Raw genomic sequence first — 21407 nt, 5'->3', positions numbered from 1 at the left:
AGGTGGGCGCGTTCAATATGCGCCTGCCGTGGCCTTGTGATTCAATTCCGGCTGATGTATAGGCTCGCCGACCGTTTTAGAAGCCGTGGCTTTTCAATAGCTGCGGCTTCGAGTTTTAAAAAGGGGCGCATCGACGCAGGCCGCGGGCCCGTCTGTAGCGCCACAAGCTAGGAAGCACGACAATGAAGGCCGATATCCATCCCGACTACCACACCATCAAGGTCGTCATGACCGATGGCACCGAATACTCGACCCGTTCGACCTGGGGCAAGGAAGGCGATACGATGAACCTCGATATCGACCCGACCACGCACCCGGCCTGGACCGGCGGCCAGCAGACCCTGCTCGACCGCGGCGGTCGCCTGTCGAAGTTCAAGAAGCGCTTCGAAGGCTTCGGCCTCTAAAGTTTACCTGTATCGCTGAATCAAGAACCCGCCTTTGTGGCGGGTTTTTTGTTGCCGCCAAAGTCAGTCGCATCAAGCTAACGCGCCGATACCTCCCGCTTGTGGGGAGGTCGGCCCAAGGGTCGGGTGGTCCGACGCCTCCACCCTGCTGCTTCGAAGCGACCCTTCCCAGAGTGGTGCGAGCCTACCCGTCCACCAATTCCCGCAGCGCCATGCGCTTGTAGGCGGCGACCAGCCTGTCGCCCTCCTGCCGATCGACCGAGATCGCCAGCCGCACGGCAGCCTCGCCCATCTGCCAGACCAGAAACGCTGTGGTCTCCAGCGCCACCGGATCGGCGCCGGGATGCAGCCGCTTCAGCACCATGGTCAGGAATTCGGCATTTGCCCGGCTGTCGGCGAGTTCGAGTTGGCGCAGCGCCTTGTCGGCCTGCGTGCCCGACCAGATGTCGCGCATCACCGGCTCGGCCAGGAACAGCTGATAGTAGATATCCACCAGCTCCGAAAACGCCTGCCGCAGGCCCTCGGCGTCGACGACATCCTTGAGCGCCGAGGAGATGCAGGCCTGGCTTTCGGCGGTGTAGCGCTCGGCCAGCGCCCAGACGATCGCCCGCTTGTCGGGAAAGAACTGGTAAAGCGAGCCGATCGACACCGCGGCCCGTTCCGCCACCTCGCCCATGCGCATGGCGTCGCTGCCTTGCTCGGCAATCAGCGCCGAGGCTGCGGCCAGCATGCGCTCGACCCGCTCGCGGCTGCGCTGCTGGGTGGGCGCCCGTCGCGGCGATGCGACCTGCTCCTGGGCAGATGCGGGCGTTGCTGTGTCTTCCATGACGGCCTCCGGTCTCGACAAAATCTGCCAACAGACGGCTTGACTCCCAAAATACGAGGGTTTATCACGTTTTGCAAATGTGAGGATTACTCATATTTGTAAACAGAGGAAAACCACAATGACCGACACCAAACCAGTCCTGATCCTCGGTGGCACTGGCAAGGCCGGCCGTCGCCTCGCCGAGCGGCTGACCTCACAGGGCATTCCCGTGCGCATCGGCTCGCGTTCCGGCAGCCCCCGCTTCGACTGGGAGGTTCCGGCGACCTGGGAGCCTGCCATGCTGGGCGTGGGCGCCGTCTACATCAGTTACTATCCCGACATCGCCGTGCCGGGCGCCGCCGAGACCGTCGGCGCCTTCGCCAGGCTTGCGGTGGCAAATGGCGTCACCCGCATGGTGCTGCTCTCCGGCCGCGGCGAGACCGAAGCCCAGCGCGCCGAAGAGATGGTCAAAGCCTCGGGCGCTGACTGGACGATCCTGCGTTGCGCTTGGTTTTCGCAGAATTTCAGCGAAGGTTTTCTCGTCGAGTCCTTGCGGCAGGGCGAAGTGGCTTTGCCTGTCGGCCCTGTTGGCGAGCCCTTCGTCGATGTCGACGACATCGCCGATGCTGCCTTCGTTGCGCTGACCGAACCGGGCCATGTCGGCCAGCTCTATGAGTTGACCGGGCCGCGGCTGCTAAGCTTCGCCGACGCGGTTGCCGAGATCGCCAAGGCGACCGGCCGCGACATCCGCTATATCAAGATCTCGCATGACGAATTCACCGCCGCGACGGCGGCATACGAACTGCCGCCCGAAATCGCCTGGCTGCTCAACGAGCTGTTCACCGAAGTGCTTGACGGCCGCAACGAGACGCTGACCGACGGCGTCCAGCGTGTGCTCGGCCGCGCGCCGAAAGACTTTTCCGCCTACGCAAATGAAACCGCTGCAACCGGCATCTGGAGCAACTGAGATGATCAAGCTTCTTCCCACCCTCACCATCATCGCCGCCATCGGCTCGGGCGTCGTCGGCGGCGTGTTCTTCGCCTTTTCCAACTTTATCATGTCGGCGCTTGCCCGGCTGCCGGTCCCCCAAGGCATCGCAGCGATGAATTCGATCAACATCACGGTGATCACGCCCACCTTCATGACGGCGCTGTTCGGCACCGGCGTGCTCTGTCTGGTGCTTATCGCCGCCGTTCTCATGGGGTGGAGCCAGTCCGGCTCATACTGGCTGCTTGCCGGCGCCGTGATCTATTTGATCGGCAACCCCGATCGTGACCATGGTCTTCGCCGTCGACCCGGCCAGCGCCAATGGCGCAGCCGTGTGGGCGAACCATCTGAATCAATGGGTGATGTGGAACCACGTCCGCACCATCACCGCCATCGTGTCGATGGCCTGCTTCATGTTCGCATTGCTCTGAAAAATGACACTTCGCAAACGCAAGGACCTCGCCTCAAGCGGGGTCCTTTTGCGTGTGACCCTTGCGGTCGGAATGACCGAGATCGCGGCCCGGATCGATGACGTCGCGCACCAGCTGCTTGAGCTTGGCGGCATCGGGAAAGCCGCCGTCGCGCTTGCGGTCCCAGACCAGCACATCGTTGCAGGAAACGGTGAAGATGCCGTCTGTGCCCGGCACCAGCGTCACTTCACCAAGATCCGTGCCGAAGGTGGAGAGCAGTTCCTGCGCCATCCAGCCGGCCCGCAACAGCCACTGGCACTGCGTGCAATAGGTGATGACCACGCGGGGCCTCTCCGGCACACTCATGTCTGGGCCTCCTGTATGCGCACCGTGGTATTTGCGAATCGATCGTGTATCGGGTCGTCGCCCAGAGCTATGGATATCGCAATCCAGACCGGCCAGATCAGCACCAAAACGAGGGCAGCGGATGCAACCACTATTTCCAGGCTGGAGTAATCCTGCACGCCACCGGGAGCGGTGCCCCAAGCCTGAAAAGCATACCAGCTTCCCGTCAGGACGATCGGTAATGCGCCGAGAAACTTGATAAGTTGCCGCCGAACAGCCTTTCTCGCCGGCAGGCCGACCCTATGTCTGTCGTCCTCATCATGTACAGTGAGCTCCGTGAGCCGCTTGCCGATTGATTGGCCGGACTTCAACTCCATAATGAGGAGATAAGACGCCAGAGCGATCAGCTCGAGGAAACCCAGGTCCAATGCTGCAGGCCTGAAATTCCCTTGCGAATCCAGATCGATCGAGATGGAGGAGGTTTCTCCAGGCTTTGAGCCCGGCGCCGTACCCACGCTCCATATGGCGACCGGCAAACCGAGTACTGATGTTCTACACACCTGCCAATCATAACGGGCAAGTGTCGGGGCACCGTGAACCGTACCCTCCTGGCATAGTTTCCAGTTCAGCCAAAAGCTGCCTTTTACGCCACCGTTGGTCAGCAGAAATAGAGCCCCTACGAGCAAATAGAGGGCGATCAGGATTACAAGGTAGCCGATGAGTGCAGCGAGAAACCGTCGCCATATGCCGGGCCGGCGAGGCCAGGCCACCGCATCGGCAAAACTTGCCTCTTTATAGTCGGTCATCGGCCCCCCCTGATAACTGACTAATCTATAGGCAGGCCGCCGTCATACAGCAATATTCGCATCCGACTGTATTGCACGGACCTACGCCGCGCTGAGCTTGGCCATGGTCTCGTCGTCGACCTCGAAATTGGCGTAGACGCTCTGCACGTCGTCATCGTCCTCGAGCGTTGCCACCAGTTTCATCAGCGATTGCGCCCGCTCTTCGTCGACCGGGACATTGTTCTGCGGCTGCCAGATCGGCTTCACCGATTCGGCCTCGCCAAGCGAGGCTTCCAGCGCCTTAGACACTTCGCCCATACTCTCGAACGCACAGTAGATGGTGTGGCCTTCCTCGTCGGACTCGACGTCATCGGCGCCGGCCTCGATCGCCGCGTCCATCACCTTGTCGGCGCTGCCGGCGGAGGCCGGATAGTAAATCTCGCCGGCGCGGTTCCACATGAACGACACCGAGCCGGTTTCACCAAGCGCACCCCCGGCTTTGGTGAAGGCGGCGCGCACGTTCGAGGCCGAGCGGTTGCGGTTGTCGGTCAGCGCCTCGACGATCAGCGCCACGCCGCCTGGCCCATAGCCTTCATAGCGCACCGCTTCGTAATTCTCGGCATCGCCCATCGATGCCTTGTTGATGGCGCGCTGGATGTTGTCCTTCGGCATCGACACCGCCTTGGCGTTCTGAATGGCCAGGCGCAAACGCGGGTTCATCGACGGATCCGGTGTTCCGCTCTTGGCGGCGACGGTGATTTCGCGCGCCAGCTTGGAAAACATTTTCGACCGCACCGCGTCTTGCCGGCCCTTGCGGTGCATGATGTTCTTGAACTGTGAATGGCCGGCCATGGCACCCCTGTCGTCTTCGGCTAGAGCATCCCGAAGCGAGGTGGTCTCACCTCGTCCTCCCGGGTACTCGAATTCAAATTTTCAGAGCCGTCCAAGGTGCAACGCGATGGATGCACGGCGTTCTCTGTCGGAATGGCCGGCTTATAGATAAATCGGCTCAATTCGTCCAGCCGCGCCGGTTCAGCCCTCCAGATCGGACTTCAGCCGGTCGATAATGCTGAGCGCATGGCCGGCATACTGGCTGATCCAGCGGTCGTGGATGTGCTTGATCGGCAGCGCGTTGAGATGGTTCCAGCGCTCTCGCCCTTGGCGCTTTGCCACCACCAGTTCGGCTTCTTCCAGCACCTTGAGATGCAGCATGACGGTGCAGCGATCGATGTCGGGAAACGCCTCGCACAACATGCCGGTCGTCTGCGGCGCATCCTTCAGCCGATCCAGCAATTCGCGACGGCGCGGATGCGCCAACGCCTTGAAAACGTGATCGTCTGCGGTTTGGCTTGACATGTTATGTTTCTATAACATATCGTCGAGCCAATCAAGGAGGAGCTGTGGATATGTCTCTTGGATTCAGAGTTTCCGGGCGCATCGGCAAACCGGTCGCCGAAGTCTTCGACGCCGTCGTCAATCCCAAAAAGCTGAGTGGCTATTTCACCACCATCGGCGGCGCCAGCGCGCCGCTGAAGGCCGGCACCGGGGTGGTCTGGTGGGGCAAGGTGCCCGTCGAAGTCGATGAGGTGATCAAGGACCGCCATATCGTGCTGCGCTGGGATGCCACCGATGCCGAAGGCAAGCCCGCCTACAAGACACGCATCGAGATGAACTTCGAGCCGCTGGACGATGGCGGCACCCTTGTGACCATTGCTGAATCCGGCTGGCCGGAAGGCGTGGTCGGCCTGCAGAAATCCTACCTCAATTGCGAGGGCTGGTCGCAGATGCTGGCCTGCATGAAGGCCTATGTCGAATACGGCATCAATCTGCGCGACGGCTACTACCGCGGCGAGATGAGGGGCGAGCCGGCCAACGAGACAAACAGATGAACAGCGCAACGGAGCCCGCAATGACCGCGAAAATGACAGGTGGAATCAACATCGCCATGAAAGTCCCGTCACATCAGTACGAGGCGACGATCGCCTTCTATCGCGACGTCGTCGGCTTGAATCCATTCACCGCCAAGACGCCGGCCATCGGCTTCGAGCTTGGCCCAAACCGTCTGTGGATCGACGAGGCGCCGATGCTGAGCCAGGCCGAAGTCTGGCTTGAGCTTTTCACCGACAATTCTGCAGCCATTGCGGATCATCTCGCCAAGGCCGGCGTCGTCCGTTGCGACGCGGTCGAGCCCCTGGGCGAAGGCTTTCGCGGCTTCTGGATCGCCAACCCGGCCAGCATCGTTCACATGGTGCGCGAGCCTGACGCCTGGTGAGCGCAAACCGGACAAGGAAAGGAGCATCGATGGAAATTCACAAAACGCCGACTGCCGAAGCCGGCATGCTGATCAGGCGGCCGGTCGCCGAGGTCTTCGAGGCGATCGTCGACCCGGCCATCACCACGAAATTCTGGTTTACCCACAGTAGCGGCCGGCTGGATAGCCGCAAAGAGGTTCGCTGGGAGTGGCGCATGTACGGGGCCTCGGCGATGGTCAATGTCAGCGAGATCGTCGAGAACAAGAAGATCGTCATGCAATGGAGCGATCCGCCGACCACTGTGGTCTGGACATTCACGGAGATGCCCGGCGCCGAAACGCCTGACGGTGCGACCTTTCTTGAGGTCAGCAATTTTGGCTTCGCCGGCACCGCCGACGAGCAGGTCAAGCAGGCGGTCGGCTCGACCGACGGCTTCGCACTGGTTCTTGCCGGCGCAAAGGCATGGCTGGAACAGGGCCTGTCGCTTGGCCTGATCGGCGACCGTTATCCGAAGGGCGTGCCGGGGCGCTAGGATCGCCCCGATCGCCCAGCCTCAATGCCCACCGCTGGATTTCTTCCTTCGCCGCGCCAGCATGTTGAGGCCCTCGACCAGGGCGGAAAAGCCCATCGCGGCGTAGATGTAGCCCTTCGGCACATGATAGCCCATGCCGTCGGCGATCAGCGTCATGCCGATCATCAGCAGGAAGCCCAGCGCCAGCATGACGATGCTCGGGTTCTTGGCGATGAAATTGGCCAGCGGCCCGGCCGCCAGCATCATCACGCTCACCGCCACGATCACGGCGATGTACATGATGGCAATCTCGTCGGTCATGCCGACGGCGGTGATGATCGAATCGATCGAAAAGACGAGATCGAGCAGCAGGATCTGGAAGATGGCGCCGGCAAGCGAGATCTGCAGCGTCTCGCCCATCATCGTATCCTTGTGGTCGTCGGGATCGACGGTGTGGTGGATTTCCTTGGTCGCCTTCCAGACCAGGAACAGGCCGCCGGCAATCAGGATCAGGTCGCGCCAGGAAAAGCCATGGCCGAACGCTGTGAACACCGGCGTCGTCAGCTGCACGATGATGGAGATGGTTGCGAGCAGCACCAGCCGCATGATCAGCGCCGCCGAGATGCCGAGACGGCGGGCGCGGGCGCGCTGCGCCTCAGGCAATTTGTTGGTCAGGATCGAGATGAAGATCAGATTGTCGATGCCGAGCACGACCTCGAGGACGATCAGCGTCAGCAACGCGACCCACGCGGTTGGATCGGAAACAAATTGAAAATGCGGCGCAAAGAACTCGATCAGCTGCATGGAGGTCGTCCCCTCTTTAACGATCTAGAGCAGTTTCGTCGCCAGTTAGGTACTTTACTCGACTATATCAATGTCAAGACCAGAAGGATGGCGCGGTTTCTTCGAGCCGCGGCCCGCGACGAAAAGGCGCGATCTTCTCGGTCAGGCCGGTGCGGTCGGAAATAGTGACGCCGACGCCGCACAATGTCGCCGGTCCGGTCGCCGCCTCGAAGCGGCCTTTCGGCACTTTCGACAGGAAGCGGTTGAGCGGCTCTTCCTTGTCCATGCCGAGCGAGGAATCATAGTCGCCGCACATGCCGGCATCGGACATGTAGCCGGTGCCGCCGTTGAGGATCTGGTGGTCGGCCGTCGGCTGGTGCGTATGGGTGCCGATGACGAGGCTGGCGCGGCCGTCGACGAAATGCGCGAAGCACATTTTCTCCGAGGTCGCTTCGGCATGGAAGTCGATGACCACGGCATCGGCCTGCTCGCCCAGCGGACAGGCGGCCAGCTCGCGCTCGCCGGCCTGGAACGGATCGTCGAGCTCGGGATGCATGAACACCCGGCCCATGATGTTGGCGACCAGCACGCGCGCGCCGTTTTTGGCGATATAGACGCCGGAACCGCGCCCCGGCGTGCCCTTGGGGAAGTTGGACGGGCGCAAGAAGCGCTCCTCGCGCGGCGCGAAGACCAGTGCGTCGCGCTGGTCCCAGACATGGTTGCCGGTGGTGACGACATCCGCACCGGCGGCGATGGTGTCGCGAAAAATGTCTTCGGTGATGCCGAAGCCGCCGGCGGCGTTCTCGCCATTGACGATGACGAAGTCGAGTTTGAAATCCGAGATCAGGCCGGGCAGTTGTTCCCACACCGCCGTACGTCCCGATTTGCCCACCATGTCGCCGAGGAAGAGAAGTCTCATGCCCACTTCTATCCAGAGGCACGGACGCTAGGCAAGCGCTACCCGGGCGATTGGCGCTAACGCCGGCCGAAAGTACCACGCTGCTGTTGAGGCGGCTTGGCGCTCGCGCCCGCAACGCGAACTGCCGAAGGCATCATCGGTGACGCCGGCGGTGCGGTGCGTCCGCGCAGCCAGAAGAACCACACGTAAAAAACAGTGAACCCACCAGTAGCGGCCAGGAGCAACAGCCCGCCGCGCCAGCCCTTCATCGCCGCGGTATCGAGGATCGATGGATTGGCAGGGTTGTAATACAACTTCACCGCGTCGCCTTTGGACGCCGTGTAGAGGCCGATGTCCTTTCCCTTGCCGGACCACGTCATCGGTGCATCGTTCGCGACATAGGTGACAGCGACGTTGATGCCTTTCGCGGTGAGGCCATTACCCTGGGCTTCGCTGTAGGAACTGACATCCGTCACTGTGGCAACCGTCTGATGCAGGCGAACTGGTGGTGCAGGGCCGTTCCGGAAATGTGCAATGCCATCGCGAACAGCGTTACCGCGATGAGGACGAACGGCATCAGCAGGAAGCGTGCGAAGACAAACATGATGGCCGCCATCGGCTCGGACTGTGTTGCCGGAATACTATCCGGCACGTCTTGGAAACGCGTTAAGCGGGATCGCGGTCTTTTAAGCGATGTCGAAGCGGCGCAAACCGCTCTCGGTCAGTATTTCCGGGATGATGACGTCGTGCGCCTCATCCGGCACCAAACCCACCTCCTGGCAATCGAAAGCGATGCCGATCAGTCGTGGCGGCTGGCCCTTGTCGATCAGCCTGGCGATGGCGCGGTCGTAATAGCCGGCGCCATACCCGATGCGATGACCGCGGCTGTCGAAGGCCGCGAGCGGCACCAGCATCACCGCGGGATCGAGAACCTCGGCCTCCGCATGCGGACCGACCGTGCCAAAACCCATCTCGACCATCGGCGCGCCGCGCACCAGTTCGCGAAAGACGATGGTGGTCTTGTCGAGGATGGCCGGCAGGCAAAGCCTGGCCCCGTTCTCGCGCAAGGCGAACATCAGCGGCCTGACGTCGACTTCCGATCGCATCGGCCAGAAAGCTGAAACGATCTGACCCGGCTCGATGGCGAGGTGGTCGCGCGCCGTCTCGGCCATTTCAAGCGCGATCTCCACCCGCCACAGCGGATCGAGCGCATCGCGACGGCCGAGTGCCTCGAGGCGCAACTGCTTTTTCAGGTCTTTGGGAGATGTCATGCGCGGCCGATAGAAAAGGTCGGATCTGGGTGACGTTTCATGAGCGACGTTTTCTACCACATCATCCGCCAAACTGGGCGGATAGAGGTAAGTGACGATCCACACAACCGGTGGAGAGAGCGATCCCGGGAACCTACAAAGTAGGTGGGCGCCGTATGAGAAAACCCACGGGTCTTCCCAGGGACAGCTCCCTAAGGATCGTTAAGGCCCCGGGGAAAATGTTCTCCTGCCGGGAAGCGCAGACCGCCAAGCCCAATATAGGCGGCTGGTCGGTCAAGCGCTAGTGACATGAGCCGATGTTTCCATTTCGATCTCACACGCTTTGGTCGCAGCCGGCTCGCCCTTGCACAGGTCAAGCAGCGTCCTTACGCTCGCGCTGACCAACCGAGGAGCAAGTATGCGTTTCGAAGGCACGGCGGCCTATGTCGCCGACAAGGATCTGATGGTGGCGGTGAACGCCGCGATCGCGCTGGAGCGGCCGTTGCTGGTCAAGGGCGAGCCGGGCACCGGCAAGACCGAGCTTGCCCGCCAGGTGGCATCGGCGCTCGGCCTCGACTTGATCGAATGGCACGTCAAGTCGACCACCCGTGCGCAGCAGGGACTGTATGAATATGATGCTGTCTCGCGGCTGCGCGACAGCCAGCTCGGCGATGCCAGGTTCAACGACATCAAAAACTACATCAAGCGCGGCAAGCTCTGGCACGCCTTCGCGGCCGGTAAGAAGGTCGTGCTGTTGATCGACGAGATCGACAAGGCCGATATCGAATTCCCCAACGACCTGCTGCAGGAACTCGACCGGATGGAGTTCTTCGTCTACGAAACCGGCGAAACGATCCGCGCCGCTGTGCGCCCCATCGTCATCATCACTTCCAACAATGAGAAGGAACTGCCCGACGCCTTCCTGCGCCGGTGCTTCTTCCACTACATCCGCTTTCCCGATGTCGACACGCTGCACAAAATCGTCGACGTGCACTATCCCGGCATAAAGCAGAATTTGGTGCGTGCTGCCCTGACCCAGTTCTACGAGATCCGCGATGTGCAGGGGTTGAAGAAGAAGCCGTCGACCTCCGAGGCGCTCGACTGGATCCGCCTGCTGGTCGCCGACGACATCGCACCCGAGGATCTGCGCGCCGACCCCAGGAACGCGCTGCCGAAGCTGCACGGCGCACTGCTCAAGAACGAACAGGACGTGCATCTGTTTGAACGCCTGGCCTTCATGGCCAGACGGCAGGGGTGAGGATCGAGGGTTGGCTGACAGCTACGGGCGGCTTTGGCCGCTTACTCCGCGGGAGCAAACCCTCTCTCCTGCGGCGCGACGCGCTTCGGCCCGAAGATGACGAAGCCGATGACCGACAGGGCGAGAACGCCGATCCCGCAATAGAGCATGACCCAGCCGAAACCATTGACCAGCGCGGCATGCACGATGGCGCCGGATGGGTCGAGGGCTGCGAGCTTCGGCGTCCCCTGCGCAAGGCCCTCCAGATTGCCGGTGGCGACCCTTTCCGCCAGTGCCCGCAACTCATCCGGCTCCAAAGCCGCGCCGAGTGTGGCCCGCAGGTGGGAAACGATACCTTGCGTCAGCAGCAGGCCGAGCACCGCGATGTTGATAGCGAGCGTGATCAGGCGTGCGCTGATGTCGATGCCGGACGCCATGCCGGCACGATCCGGCGATACCGCGCCGGTCGTGGTATTGGTGGTCGGCGAATTGGTGAGACCGATGCCGATGCCGGCAATCAGCGTGCCGGGCAGCATGGTCAGCCAGGTGGCGCCCTCGAGCCTGGAGCCGATCCACATGGCGATGAAACCGATCCCTAGCGTCAGCAGACCGAGCGGGATGGCAATTCGTGCCTGATAGCGCGCGCGAATGCGCTCGGCGATCGGCGGCATCACCATGAAGGGCAGCGTGTAGACGAGCAACAGCAGGCCGGTCGTCGTGCTGTCATAGCCGAGAACGCCCGAATAATAGATCGGCAGATAGATGATGAACGGCCAGTAACTGAAATTCATGCCGATGGCGCCCATGATCGCGCCGGAAAACTGGCGGATGCGGAACGCGGAGAAATCGAACATCGGATAGGGATTGACCCTCTCGGCCACAAGGAAAGCGATGAACGCAGCCACGGAGGCTGATATCACGCCGATGCGGGCGCTGGTCCCGAGATCCGCACCTTGCGTGATCAGATAGGAAAAGCCGAACACCGCCGCCGACAGCGTCAGCATGCCGGCCCAGTCGAGCTTCTGGGCGTTGTGATCGCGCGATTGCGTGACACCGGCGCCGATAAAGGCGAGCGCCAGGATCGCCAGCGGCACGTGGATGAGGAACACCCATTGCCAGTTCGACAGCGCCACGATCAAGCCACCGATGGCGGGCCCGAAACCGAGCCCGATGCCTGAGACGACGCTCCAGGCGACGAAAGCCTTGCCGCGTTCGCGGCCGTCCTGGAACTGGTGAGACAGCACGGCGACGCTGCAGGTCAGCATCGCGCCGCCGGCGAGGCCTTGCAGGAAGCGGGCGGCTATCAGCAGTGCAGCACTCGGAGCCAGGCCGCACTGCAGCGAGGCGAGGCCGAAGGCGACGGTGGTGATCACCATCACGCTCTTGCGGCCGAAACGGTCGGCCAATGTCCCTGTCGCCATCAGCACTGTCGTGCAGGCGATGGTGTAGGCATTCATGATCCACTGCAAATCCCTGAAATTGGCGGCGAGCACGCTTTCCAGTTTCGGCAGGATCACCGGCACGCTGGAGATTTCGAGCCCGAACAGCAGCGACGCCAGGCACACGCCGGTGAGCGCTATGGTGTTTCGTTGAATTGGCATATCGATCTCTTTCCATCCGAGCATGAGGCGCTCTTCAAACCGCGACCAGTTTGAGATAGAGGAGACTCGACCATGAAAAAAGGCTATGCTCGGCTATATCAGAAATGACAAAACGGAATGATCGGCCCAATGGAGTGCTGCGATGACCAGTCTTGATGTGGACGCCGTACGAACCTTTGTGATGGTGGCCGATCTGCAGAGCTTCACCCAGGCGGCATCGGCGCTGGGCAGCACGCAGGCGACGATCAGCGTCAAGCTGCGCCGCCTTGAGGAGAAGCTCGGCGCGCGATTGATTGAAAGAACGCCGCGCCGCGTCAGCCTGTCGGCACGAGGCGCCGTCTTCCTCCCCGCCGCGCGTGACTTCCTTGCCGCGCACGAGCGCGCCATGGCGGAGTTTGCGTCAGCACCGTGCCGGCTTGCGCTCGGCTTTGTCGATCATGCCGCCGGTCCGGCGCTGTCCATTCTGATTGCCCAGCTCCATGCGCACGATCCATCGCTGACGCTCAGTTTGAGGATCGATACCAGCACGGTGCTCAAGGAAGCTTTCGAACACGGCGAGCTCGATGCAGTCATCGTGCACCGCGAAGGCGACAGCCGTCCTGGCCGGACCTTGTCGCGCAACCACTATGGCTGGTTCGCAGCACCTTCCTTCGAGTGGCAGCGCGGAACGCCGTTGCGCCTCGCGCTCTTAAGCACCGTGTGCAACTGTCCGGATCGTGTGCGGGCGGTCGAGGCGCTGGACAAAGCAGGCATCGCCTGGGAGGAGGCCTTCGTCGGCGGCGGCGGCGCGGCCGTCAACATTGCGATATCGGCGGGCTTTGCCGTTTCGGCGCTGGCTCACTGCGTCGCTCCGCCCGGCCTGATCGAGGTTGGCCGCAAACTTGGTCTTCCATCGCTTGACCCTTCCGAAGTGGTGCTGCATTCGCACAATCTGGCGCCGCGCGCGCGTGACGCGCTGCAGATGCTGGCGACCGCATTTCGCGAGTACAATTCGCCGGTGGATTAGGCGATGGTGTTTCCGATCTGATTCCGCCGGAATCCGATAAGGCTTTGGAGGAACCGAAATGACCGAGATCACCGTCCGCCCGCTGGCGCTGGCCGACCATGCCGACTGGCGGCGGCTGTGGACTGCCTACCTCACCTTCTACGAGACCAAGCTGCCGGACGAGGTCTACGACATCACCTGGAAACGACTGTTCACGGAAGGTGAATTCGAACCGAAGGGGTTTATCGCCACGCTCGACGGCAAGGCGGTCGGCCTGACCCATTATCTCTATCACCGCTCCGGCTGGTCGGAGAAAAACAACTGCTACCTGCAGGACCTGTTCGCCGACCCTGATGTGCGCGGCAAGGGCATCGGTGCGGCCCTCATTGAAGCGGTCAAGCAGGCAGCCGGCAAGATCGGCGTCAAGAACGTCTATTGGATGACCCACGAAACCAACACCACAGCGCGCAAGCTCTACGACCATGTCGCGCGGCGGACAGGGTTTATCGAGTATGATCTGCTATGATGCGAGCGCGATCGAAATAACGCGGAAGGAGCCGAATGATCCGCTATGTCGGAATCCTGGATGGCAGTGACGGCGTTTGGGGAGTGCGGATGCCCGATCTCGCCGGCTGCCACGGGGCCGGCGCAAACACGGCTGAAGCGATAGCCGATGCCGCGTCGGCTATGCGCGAATGGGCGGAAGCCCGCATCGCAAAGCACTTGCCCATGCCCAACCCACGTACCGTGGCAAATCTTCTGCAATCCGGCGAAATCGACAGTGCCCGTGGCGACTCCGCCGTGACCGTTCGGCATAGATAACGGCCAACCATGTTCCTCCCCTTCTTTCTCGAACTAAAGGCCGCGCGGGTTCCCGTTTCGCTCAGGGAATATCTGTCGCTGCTGGAAGGGCTGGAGGCCGGGCTGGTCGACTATGACGTCCAGGGTTTTTACTACCTCGCCCGCGCCGCGCTTGTGAAGGACGAACGCCATATCGACCGCTTCGACCAGGTGTTTACGCATGTCTTCAAGGGGATCGAGGCGCTCACCGGCCCCGATGCCGTCGGTGTCGCCAACATCCCTGAGGAATGGCTGCGCCGGCTCGCCGAAAAGCACCTGACCGAGGAAGAGAAGAAACTGATCGAGGCGCTCGGCGGTTTCGACAAGCTGATGGAGACACTGAAGCAGCGGCTGGAGGAGCAGAAAGGCCGCCACCAGGGCGGCTCGAAATGGATCGGTACCGGCGGCACCTCGCCTTTCGGCGCCTATGGCTACAATCCCGAAGGCGTGCGCATCGGCCAGCATGAAAGCCGAAATCGCCGTGCGGTGAAAGTCTGGGACGAGCGCGAGTTCAAAAATTTCGACGACGCCGTCGAGCTCGGCACCCGCAACATCAAGGTGGCGCTGAAGCGCCTGCGCCGCTGGGTGCGCGAGGGTGCGGAGGAAGTGTTCGACCTGCCCGGCACCATCCATGCCACCGCCGAGCACGGCTATCTCGATGTGCAGACGCGCCCCGAACGGCGCAACGCCGTGAAGCTCTTGATGTTCTTCGATGTCGGCGGCTCGATGGACGACCACATCAAAAGCGTCGAGGAGCTGTTTTCGGCCGCCCGCGCCGAATTCCGCCAGCTCGAATATTTTTACTTCCACAACTGCGTTTACGAGGGCGTCTGGAAGGACAACCGGCGCAGGCATGCCGAGACCATCCCGACCTTCGATCTGCTTCACAAATACGGCCCCGACTACAAGGTGATCGTCGTCGGCGATGCCTCGATGAGCCCTTACGAGATCGCGCATCCCGGCGGTTCGGTCGAGCATTGGAATCCGGAAGCCGGCAGTGTCTGGCTTGGCCGCCTCATCCAGCAATGGCCGAATGCGGTCTGGCTGAACCCCGAAAACCAGAAAAACTGGGGCTTCACCCATTCGATCGCGATGATCCGCGATCTCTTCGGCGGCCGCATGTTCCCACTGACGCTGGCCGGGTTGGAAGCCGCGACGAAGCAGCTCTCACGCAAGCATTGATATGAGAGGAAAACCGATGACCTGCTTTCTTTGCCCGCAATGCGGCGTCCAGTTCGCGGCAACGCAGACCCCTCCAGAAAATTGCCCGATCTGCGAGGACGAGCGGCAATATGTGCGCTGGGAAGGCCAGGCCTGGATCACTGGGGAAGAACTCTCTGCCGGGCATAGGCTTGTGATGAAGGACGATGCCGGCGTTCTCGCTTTCGGCATCGAGCCGCGCTTTGCTATCGGCCAGCGGGCGCTGCTGGCGCAGACGCCGCACGGCAATGTGCTGTGGGATTGCATCTCGATGGTGAGCGACGAGGCGGTAGCCGAAATCAACCGTCGCGGCGGCCTGGCCGCGATCGCCATTTCGCACTGCCACTATTATTCGGTGATGGTCGAGTGGAGCGAGGCGTTTGGCGGCGTGCCGATCTATCTCCATGCCGACGACCGCCAGTGGATCATGCGGCCGCACAACGCCATCGTCAGCTGGGCGGGCGAGACGCTGGCCATAAACCCGTCGCTGACACTCGTGCGTTGCGGTGGCCATTTTGCCGGCGGCCAGGTGCTGCATTGGAAACGCGATGACGGTAACGCCCTGCTGTCCGGCGACATATTGCAGGTGACGCCGACGCGTCGCCATGTCAGCTTCATGTACAGCTATCCGAACTACATTCCGCTCAATGCGCCGGCCGTGCGACGCATCGCGGCGGCACTTGAGCCTTTCGAATTCGACGACATCTACGGCGCGTGGTGGCAGCAGAACATCATCGGCGGCGCAAGAACGGCATTTCATGCGTCGATCGCCCGCTATCTTCAGGCGATTGGGTAGGAACTCGGCTGAAAATGCGAGCAAAACACGTAACAACGCCTATCTCTAAGCGAATATTGCTTGCAACCAACAACAAGCCGCCAAGGCTGAGGAGATCAAATGGACACCCACACCTACCCTGTCACCCGCACCGACGCCGAATGGCGCGCCCGCCTGACGCCCGAGCAATATGCGGTCATGCGCGGCCATGGCACCGAACGGCCCGGAAGCTGCGCGCTGCTCTACGAAAAGCGCGCCGGCACCTTTTCCTGCGTCGGCTGCGACCAGCCGCTGTTCGAATCCAAGCTCAAGTTCGAGAGCGGCACCGGCTGGCCGAGCTTCAATGATCCGGTGCCCGGTTCGGTCGAAAACACCGTCGACCGCAGCTACGGCATGGTCCGCACCGAATGCCACTGCGCCCGCTGCGGCAGCCATCTCGGCCATGTCTTCGAGGACGGCCCGCCGCCGACCGGCCTGCGCTATTGCATCAACGGCGTGGCGCTGAAATTCGAGCCGACGGCTTAAACCGCAGCTTGACCACCATCTTCAAAGGGCGGCTTCGGCCGCCCTTTTTCGTGTCAATCTTCTCAGACAACCACCACCAGGATCAGCCAAAGCGTAGCCCCGAGCGTCATCAACGAAGCCTTGGCGCCACTGGATTTTTCCGTGGTTCGCCAGACGGCAAAGGTCAGAAAGATGTTGTAGGGCACGGGCGCGAAATGCACCGCCAGGACGACGGCGAGCGGCAGCTTCAAGCCGAGCAGAATGAGCGCGGCCACCGACGAGGCGATGTTGATCGCCGTGCCGACAAGGACTAGATCGCGCCAGAACAACCGCTCGACCGGCACCGCGCCTTGCCAGCGCGAGCCGAAGAAGGATCCGATGCTTTGCACCAACACCTGATAGCTATCCCTCTCCCAGCACGTCGGTGACGGCGCGCTCGAAGCGCGAGCATTCCGTCACCAGCCAGTCGGCCATGGCCGGCCAGTTGTCCTCGGCATAGCAGTTCACCCGCCACATCGAATTGATGCCGAGGCCCTCGCAGCTCTGCTCCGGCCTGAGCTTCAGCCTGTCTTCGATTGCCGGTTGGAACGGCTTCAGCCGCGACCAGACCCCGGTCGCGCCGAACTTCCCGTTACGGCCGAAAAAGACGCCAACTTGGCTTTGCGCCGGCGCGACATACATCGACAGGACCAGAGCGAAGTCAGGCAGCCCGCGCTGCCAGAACCAGGGTCCGCGCCGCGCCATGGAAGCGCGTTCCTCCGGATGCCGTTCGGCGAACAGCGCCCAGAAGCTGCGTTGGCGGAATTCAGAGGCGCGGCGGGCGCCGAAGTCGAATTCGCTCATGGTTCGATGCCCGTTCCAGCATCATTCCTTGGCCCGAGACTGTTTCGAAATTCGCTCCGGCGATATCAGCCGGAGTAGAATTTCCAGACAGCCTTACACCATGCCGAGCGCGGCCTTGTAGAGATCGAGGATGGTTTCCTCTTCCTGGCGCTCGGCCTGGTCCTTCTTGCGCAGCCGGATGAGCGACCGCATCGCCTTGGTGTCGAAGCCGGTGCCCTTGGCCTCGGCGAACACTTCCTTGATGTCGTCGGCGATGGTCTTCTTTTCTTCCTCGAGCCGCTCGATGCGCTCGATGAAGGCGCGCAACTGGCCGGCGGCAACAGTCTGGCTGGTATCTGTGATGTCGTCGGCCATGTTTTTTCTCCGCTACTTTTTAAGCACCGCGATTCTGGCGCGGTAAATTGGGAGCGGGTTCGATGCCCGAGCAGGCGCGGCGGGTCAAGCCATTATCGATGCTCCATCAACGGCTGCTGCCAGCCGTCCCCAGTGTGATGGATCCGCGCGTCAGCCAAACGCGATCAACAGATCCTTCGCATCGATCTGATCGCCGGCCTTGACCAGCACTTCGGCCACTGTGCCGTCGCGCTCGGCATGCAGGGCCGTCTCCATCTTCATGGCTTCGATCGACAACAGCACGTCGCCGGCCTTGACCGCTTGGCCGGCGGCAACTGAAAGGGCGGAGACCACGCCCGGCATCGGCGCGCCGACATGCGCCTCGTTGCCGGGCTCGGCCTTGCGCCGAGCCTTGGCCGCCGAGGCGCCATGCGCCCTGTCCGGCACCCGGACACGGCGCGGCTGGCCGTTGAGCTCGAAGAACACGGTGACCATGCCCTTCTCATCGACGTCGCCGATCGCAAGGCAGCGCACCACAAGCGTCTTGCCTTTTTCGATGTCCAGGAAGATCTCGTCTTCGGACTTCATGCCGTAGAAATAGGTCGGCGTCGGCAGCACACTGACCGGCCCGTAGGTTTCCTGCGCGGCGGCGAAGTCGGTAAACACTTTCGGATACATCAGCCAGGAGGCGAATTCGTACTCCGAGAGCTTGCGCTCCAGCTTCTGCTCGATCTCCTTGCGGCTGGCCTTGAGGTCGGCTGGCTTGAGCAGCGAGCCCGGCCGCACGGTGATCGGCTTGCTTTCCTTCAGTGCCTTCTTCTGCAGCTTCGCAGGCCAGCCGCCGGGCGACTGGCCGAGATCGCCGCGCAGCATCGAGACGACCGAGTCCGGGAAGGCGATGTCCTTGGCCGGGTTTTCGACGTCGGCAACGGTCAGATCCTGGCTCACCATCATCAGCGCCATGTCGCCGACCACCTTGGACGACGGCGTCACCTTGACGATGTCACCGAACATCAAATTGACGTCGTGATAGGCTTGTGCCACCTCGTGCCAACGCGTTTCCAGCCCGAGCGAACGCGCCTGCTCCTTGAGGTTGGTGAACTGGCCGCCCGGCATTTCGTGCAGATAGACTTCCGAGGCTGGCCCCTTGAGATCGCTTTCGAAGGCCGCATACTGGTTGCGCACCGCTTCCCAGTAGAAGGAGATGTTGCGGATCCATTGCGGATCGAGGCCGGGATCGCGCTCGGTTCCCTTCAGCGCCTCGACGATCGAGCCCAGGCAAGGCTGCGAGGTGTTGCCGGAGAAGGAATCCATCGCCGCGTCGATGGCGTCGACGCCACTTTCCACGCCGGCCAGCACCGTCGCCGCCGACAGGCCTGACGTGTCGTGGGTGTGGAAATGGATCGGCAGGTCGGTCGCCTCGCGCAGCGCCTTGAACAGCACGCGGGCGGCAGCCGGCTTCAAAAGCCCGGCCATGTCCTTGACGGCGATGATATGGGCGCCGGCGGCCTGCAATTCCTTCGCCAGCCCGACATAGTACTTAAGGTCGTATTTGGCGCGCGCCGGATCGAGGATGTCGCCGGTGTAGCAGATCGCCGCTTCGACCAGCTTGCCCTCGGCGCCCACCGCGTCCATGGCGACGCGCATGTTCTCGACCCAGTTCAGGCAGTCGAAGACGCGGAACAGGTCGACGCCGCCGGCCGCCGCCTGGCTGACGAAATGTTGCACCACATTGTCGGGATAGTTGGTGTAGCCGACGCCGTTGGCGCCGCGCAGAAGCATCTGCAGCAAAAGGTTGGGGGCCGCTTCGCGCACTTTGCTCAGCCGCTCCCACGGATCCTCGGTCAGGAAGCGCATGGCGACGTCGAAAGTGGCGCCGCCCCAGCATTCCAGCGACAGCAGCCGCGGCAGCGCCCGCGCATAGGTGCCGGCAATGCCGGCAATGTCATGCGTACGCATGCGGGTGGCGAGCAGCGACTGGTGGCCGTCGCGCATCGTCGTGTCGGTGACCAGCACCTCTTTTTGCTCACGCATCCAGGCAGCGAATTTCTCCGGCCCCAGCGTGTCGAGCTTCTGCTTGCTGCCATCAGGCACATTGCCGTTGAGATAGGGCACGACAGGCGCTGCCGCATCGGTCTTGGGCATCGGTCGGCCGCGGGTTTCGGGATGGCCGTTGACGCTGACGTCGGCCAGATAGTTGAGCAGCTTGGTGGCGCGGTCCTGCCGCTTCACCTGCGCGAACAGCTCCGGCGTCGTGTCGATGAACCTGGTCGTGTAGGAATTGTCGGCGAAGCGCGGGTGGTTGATGATTGCCTCGAGGAAGGTGAGGTTGGTCGCCACGCCGCGGATGCGGAACTCGCGCAAGGCCCGGTTCATGCGGGCGATCGCCTCGGCCGGTGTCGGCGCCCAGGCAGTCACCTTCTCCAGCAGCGGATCGTAGAAGCGGGTGATGACCGCGCCCGAATAGGCGGTGCCGCCGTCGAGGCGGATGCCGAAACCGGCGGCTTCGCGATAAGCGGTGATGCGGCCGTAGTCCGGAATGAAACTATGCTCCGGATCCTCGGTCGTAATGCGGCACTGCAGCGCGTGACCGTTCAGCCTGATGTCGGCCTGCGCCGGTACGCCCGACTCTTTCGTGCCGATGGCAAAGCCGTCCAGTATGTGGATCTGCGCCTTGACGATGTCGATGCCGGTCACCTGCTCGGTGACGGTGTGCTCGACCTGGATGCGCGGATTGACCTCGATGAAGTAGAATTTGCCGGTGTCGGCGTCCTGCAGGAATTCCACCGTACCGGCGCCGATATAGCTGGTCTCGCGCGCGATCTTGAGCGCATAGCCGCAAAGCTCCTGGCGCAATGCCTCGCTGAGATAGGGCGCCGGCGCCCGTTCGACGACCTTCTGGTTGCGGCGCTGGATCGAGCAGTCGCGCTCGAACAGATGTACAGCGTTGCCATGCGTGTCGCCGAGCACCTGGACCTCGACATGGCGAGCGCGCTCGATCAGCTTTTCGAGATAGACCTCGTCCTTGCCGAAGGCGGCCTTGGCCTCGCGCTTGCCTTCCATCACCTCGCGGGCGAGGTCGGCTTCCGCGCGGATGGCGCGCATGCCGCGCCCGCCGCCGCCCCATGATGCCTTGAGCATCACCGGATAGCCGACTGTCTTGGCGAGCTGCTTGACTGCTTCCATGTCGTCCGGCAGCGGTTCGGTTGCCGGCACCACCGGCACGCCGACCTCGATGGCCAGATTGCGCGCGGCGACCTTGTTGCCGAGCCGGCGCATCGTGTCGGGCTTCGGCCCTATGAAAGTGATGCCGGCCTCGGCGCAGGCATCTGCGAATTCAGGGCTTTCCGACAGGAGGCCATAGCCCGGGTGGATGGCGTCGGCGCCGGACAGTCTGGCGACCCGGATCACTTCCTCGATCGACAGATAGCTTTCGATCGGCCCCATGTCCCTGGCCAGATGCGGCCCGCGCCCGACTTGGTAGCTTTCATCGGCCTTGAACCGATGAAGCGAATATTTGTCCTCCTCGGCCCAGATCGCCACGGTTTTGAGGCCGAGCTCGTTTGCCGCGCGAAAGACGCGGATGGCAATTTCGGACCTGTTGGCGACGAGGATCTTCGTGATGGCCAAGGAAGGAGGCTCCGGACAGGGAGGGATG

At 62.3% G+C, this 21407-nt stretch carries 27 protein-coding genes, 1 other RNA gene and 1 pseudogene; 13 read left to right on the top strand and 16 right to left on the bottom strand.

Annotation, left to right across the window (positions count from 1 at the left end; translation table 11 throughout):
* The first annotated feature begins 182 nt into the window (after positions 1–182).
* Entirely contained in the window at positions 183–404 is a 222-nt protein-coding gene (gene rpmE / locus NKJ88_RS17660; RefSeq protein ID WP_023668748.1) for a 50S ribosomal protein L31, read from the top strand.
* Positions 405–588: 184 nt separating this feature from the next.
* On the opposite strand, the gene NKJ88_RS17655 is transcribed toward rpmE, so the two are convergent.
* Entirely contained in the window at positions 589–1230 is a 642-nt protein-coding gene (locus NKJ88_RS17655; protein WP_023684159.1) for a TetR/AcrR family transcriptional regulator, read from the bottom strand.
* A 118-nt stretch (positions 1231–1348) separates the two neighbouring features.
* Between NKJ88_RS17655 and NKJ88_RS17650 the strand changes: the two genes are divergently transcribed.
* Both NKJ88_RS17650 and NKJ88_RS17645 read left to right on the top strand, forming a co-directional pair.
* Positions 1349–2176: an NAD(P)H-binding protein gene (locus NKJ88_RS17650; protein ID WP_023824267.1), complete on the top strand. Its 828-nt coding sequence runs from the start codon at positions 1349–1351 to the stop codon at positions 2174–2176.
* Position 2177: 1 nt separating this feature from the next.
* Positions 2178–2628: pseudogene (locus NKJ88_RS17645) on the top strand (anthrone oxygenase family protein).
* Between the two features lie 33 nt (positions 2629–2661).
* Here NKJ88_RS17645 and NKJ88_RS17640 read toward each other — a convergent pair.
* From NKJ88_RS17640 to NKJ88_RS17625, 4 genes are all read right to left on the bottom strand, one after another.
* Positions 2662–2973 (bottom strand): Rdx family protein, encoded by a 312-nt coding sequence (locus NKJ88_RS17640; RefSeq protein WP_023824269.1) that lies wholly within the window; start codon positions 2971–2973, stop codon positions 2662–2664.
* Positions 2970–3758: an RDD family protein gene (locus tag NKJ88_RS17635; protein ID WP_352444861.1), complete on the bottom strand. Its 789-nt coding sequence runs from the start codon at positions 3756–3758 to the stop codon at positions 2970–2972. The genes NKJ88_RS17640 and NKJ88_RS17635 overlap by 4 nt, the downstream gene beginning before the upstream one ends.
* A gap of 81 nt (positions 3759–3839) precedes the next feature.
* On the bottom strand, positions 3840–4589 hold the full coding sequence (locus NKJ88_RS17630; protein WP_023668740.1) for a YebC/PmpR family DNA-binding transcriptional regulator: 750 nt from the start codon (positions 4587–4589) through the stop codon (positions 3840–3842).
* Between the two features lie 180 nt (positions 4590–4769).
* Entirely contained in the window at positions 4770–5093 is a 324-nt protein-coding gene (locus NKJ88_RS17625; RefSeq protein ID WP_023668739.1) for an ArsR/SmtB family transcription factor, read from the bottom strand.
* A 50-nt stretch (positions 5094–5143) separates the two neighbouring features.
* Between NKJ88_RS17625 and NKJ88_RS17620 the strand changes: the two genes are divergently transcribed.
* From NKJ88_RS17620 to NKJ88_RS17610, 3 genes are read left to right on the top strand one after another with little or no spacing between them, the layout of a single operon-like run.
* Entirely contained in the window at positions 5144–5626 is a 483-nt protein-coding gene (locus NKJ88_RS17620; protein ID WP_023668738.1) for an SRPBCC domain-containing protein, read from the top strand.
* Positions 5627–5646: 20 nt separating this feature from the next.
* Positions 5647–6009, top strand: coding sequence for a VOC family protein (locus tag NKJ88_RS17615; RefSeq protein WP_023700266.1), 363 nt, complete (start codon positions 5647–5649; stop codon positions 6007–6009).
* 29 nt (positions 6010–6038) lie between these two features.
* The gene (locus NKJ88_RS17610) at positions 6039–6521 is read left to right on the top strand and encodes an SRPBCC family protein (protein ID WP_023698429.1); all 483 of its coding nucleotides are present in this window, start codon (positions 6039–6041) and stop codon (positions 6519–6521) included.
* Positions 6522–6542: 21 nt separating this feature from the next.
* On the opposite strand, the gene NKJ88_RS17605 is transcribed toward NKJ88_RS17610, so the two are convergent.
* The 6 genes from NKJ88_RS17605 to ssrS all read right to left on the bottom strand — a co-directional run bounded on the left by NKJ88_RS17605 (position 6543) and on the right by ssrS (position 9700).
* On the bottom strand, positions 6543–7304 hold the full coding sequence (locus tag NKJ88_RS17605; RefSeq protein WP_023694576.1) for a TerC family protein: 762 nt from the start codon (positions 7302–7304) through the stop codon (positions 6543–6545).
* Between the two features lie 73 nt (positions 7305–7377).
* Positions 7378–8202, bottom strand: a complete 825-nt coding sequence (locus NKJ88_RS17600; protein ID WP_023668734.1) for a TIGR00282 family metallophosphoesterase — start codon at positions 8200–8202, stop codon at positions 7378–7380.
* A gap of 56 nt (positions 8203–8258) precedes the next feature.
* Positions 8259–8657: a DUF3592 domain-containing protein gene (locus tag NKJ88_RS17595; RefSeq protein ID WP_023824271.1), complete on the bottom strand. Its 399-nt coding sequence runs from the start codon at positions 8655–8657 to the stop codon at positions 8259–8261.
* The gene (locus NKJ88_RS17590) at positions 8654–8785 is read right to left on the bottom strand and encodes a hypothetical protein (RefSeq protein ID WP_280800231.1); all 132 of its coding nucleotides are present in this window, start codon (positions 8783–8785) and stop codon (positions 8654–8656) included. Before NKJ88_RS17590 ends, NKJ88_RS17595 begins: the two co-directional genes overlap by 4 nt.
* 82 nt (positions 8786–8867) lie before the next feature.
* Positions 8868–9452 carry a 5-formyltetrahydrofolate cyclo-ligase gene (locus NKJ88_RS17585; RefSeq protein ID WP_023698428.1) on the bottom strand — a complete coding sequence of 195 codons (585 nt, stop codon included), beginning with the start codon at positions 9450–9452 and terminating at the stop codon, positions 8868–8870.
* Between the two features lie 92 nt (positions 9453–9544).
* Positions 9545–9700, bottom strand: a non-coding RNA gene (gene ssrS / locus NKJ88_RS17580) — 6S RNA.
* A gap of 149 nt (positions 9701–9849) precedes the next feature.
* Between ssrS and NKJ88_RS17575 the strand changes: the two genes are divergently transcribed.
* Entirely contained in the window at positions 9850–10689 is an 840-nt protein-coding gene (locus NKJ88_RS17575) for an AAA family ATPase (RefSeq protein WP_023694573.1), read from the top strand.
* Positions 10690–10730: 41 nt separating this feature from the next.
* Here NKJ88_RS17575 and NKJ88_RS17570 read toward each other — a convergent pair whose 3' ends face one another.
* Positions 10731–12269, bottom strand: a complete 1539-nt coding sequence (locus NKJ88_RS17570) for an MFS transporter (RefSeq protein WP_352444857.1) — start codon at positions 12267–12269, stop codon at positions 10731–10733.
* A gap of 142 nt (positions 12270–12411) precedes the next feature.
* On the opposite strand from NKJ88_RS17570, the gene NKJ88_RS17565 reads away from it, so the two are divergent.
* The 6 genes from NKJ88_RS17565 (at position 12412) to msrB (ending at position 16594) form a co-directional block, all read left to right on the top strand.
* On the top strand, positions 12412–13275 hold the full coding sequence (locus tag NKJ88_RS17565; protein WP_352444855.1) for a LysR family transcriptional regulator: 864 nt from the start codon (positions 12412–12414) through the stop codon (positions 13273–13275).
* Positions 13276–13333: 58 nt separating this feature from the next.
* Complete coding sequence (locus tag NKJ88_RS17560) at positions 13334–13780, top strand: GNAT family N-acetyltransferase (protein ID WP_023688930.1); 447 nt, start codon at positions 13334–13336, stop codon at positions 13778–13780.
* A 35-nt stretch (positions 13781–13815) separates the two neighbouring features.
* Positions 13816–14076, top strand: coding sequence for a type II toxin-antitoxin system HicB family antitoxin (locus NKJ88_RS17555; protein ID WP_352444853.1), 261 nt, complete (start codon positions 13816–13818; stop codon positions 14074–14076).
* Between the two features lie 9 nt (positions 14077–14085).
* Positions 14086–15276, top strand: coding sequence for a vWA domain-containing protein (locus NKJ88_RS17550; protein ID WP_352444851.1), 1191 nt, complete (start codon positions 14086–14088; stop codon positions 15274–15276).
* A gap of 16 nt (positions 15277–15292) precedes the next feature.
* A complete protein-coding gene (locus NKJ88_RS17545; protein ID WP_023684142.1) occupies positions 15293–16090 on the top strand; it encodes an MBL fold metallo-hydrolase in 798 nt (265 codons plus the stop codon).
* Between the two features lie 99 nt (positions 16091–16189).
* Positions 16190–16594 carry a peptide-methionine (R)-S-oxide reductase MsrB gene (gene msrB / locus NKJ88_RS17540; RefSeq protein WP_023688927.1) on the top strand — a complete coding sequence of 135 codons (405 nt, stop codon included), beginning with the start codon at positions 16190–16192 and terminating at the stop codon, positions 16592–16594.
* Positions 16595–16656: 62 nt separating this feature from the next.
* Here msrB and NKJ88_RS17535 read toward each other — a convergent pair whose 3' ends face one another.
* From NKJ88_RS17535 to pyc, 4 genes are all read right to left on the bottom strand, one after another.
* Complete coding sequence (locus NKJ88_RS17535) at positions 16657–16968, bottom strand: hypothetical protein (RefSeq protein WP_023688926.1); 312 nt, start codon at positions 16966–16968, stop codon at positions 16657–16659.
* Positions 16969–16975: 7 nt separating this feature from the next.
* Positions 16976–17416, bottom strand: a complete 441-nt coding sequence (locus NKJ88_RS17530) for a hypothetical protein (RefSeq protein ID WP_023688925.1) — start codon at positions 17414–17416, stop codon at positions 16976–16978.
* A 93-nt stretch (positions 17417–17509) separates the two neighbouring features.
* Positions 17510–17770 (bottom strand): DUF2312 domain-containing protein, encoded by a 261-nt coding sequence (locus tag NKJ88_RS17525; RefSeq protein ID WP_352444850.1) that lies wholly within the window; start codon positions 17768–17770, stop codon positions 17510–17512.
* A gap of 150 nt (positions 17771–17920) precedes the next feature.
* The gene (gene pyc, locus NKJ88_RS17520; RefSeq protein WP_352444849.1) at positions 17921–21379 is read right to left on the bottom strand and encodes a pyruvate carboxylase; all 3459 of its coding nucleotides are present in this window, start codon (positions 21377–21379) and stop codon (positions 17921–17923) included.
* Positions 21380–21407 lie beyond the last annotated feature (28 nt).

The sequence above is a fragment of the Mesorhizobium sp. M0016 genome, from assembly GCF_040324035.1.
Classification (GTDB): domain Bacteria; phylum Pseudomonadota; class Alphaproteobacteria; order Rhizobiales; family Rhizobiaceae; genus Mesorhizobium.
This window is presented reverse-complemented; position numbering and strand designations above follow the sequence as displayed.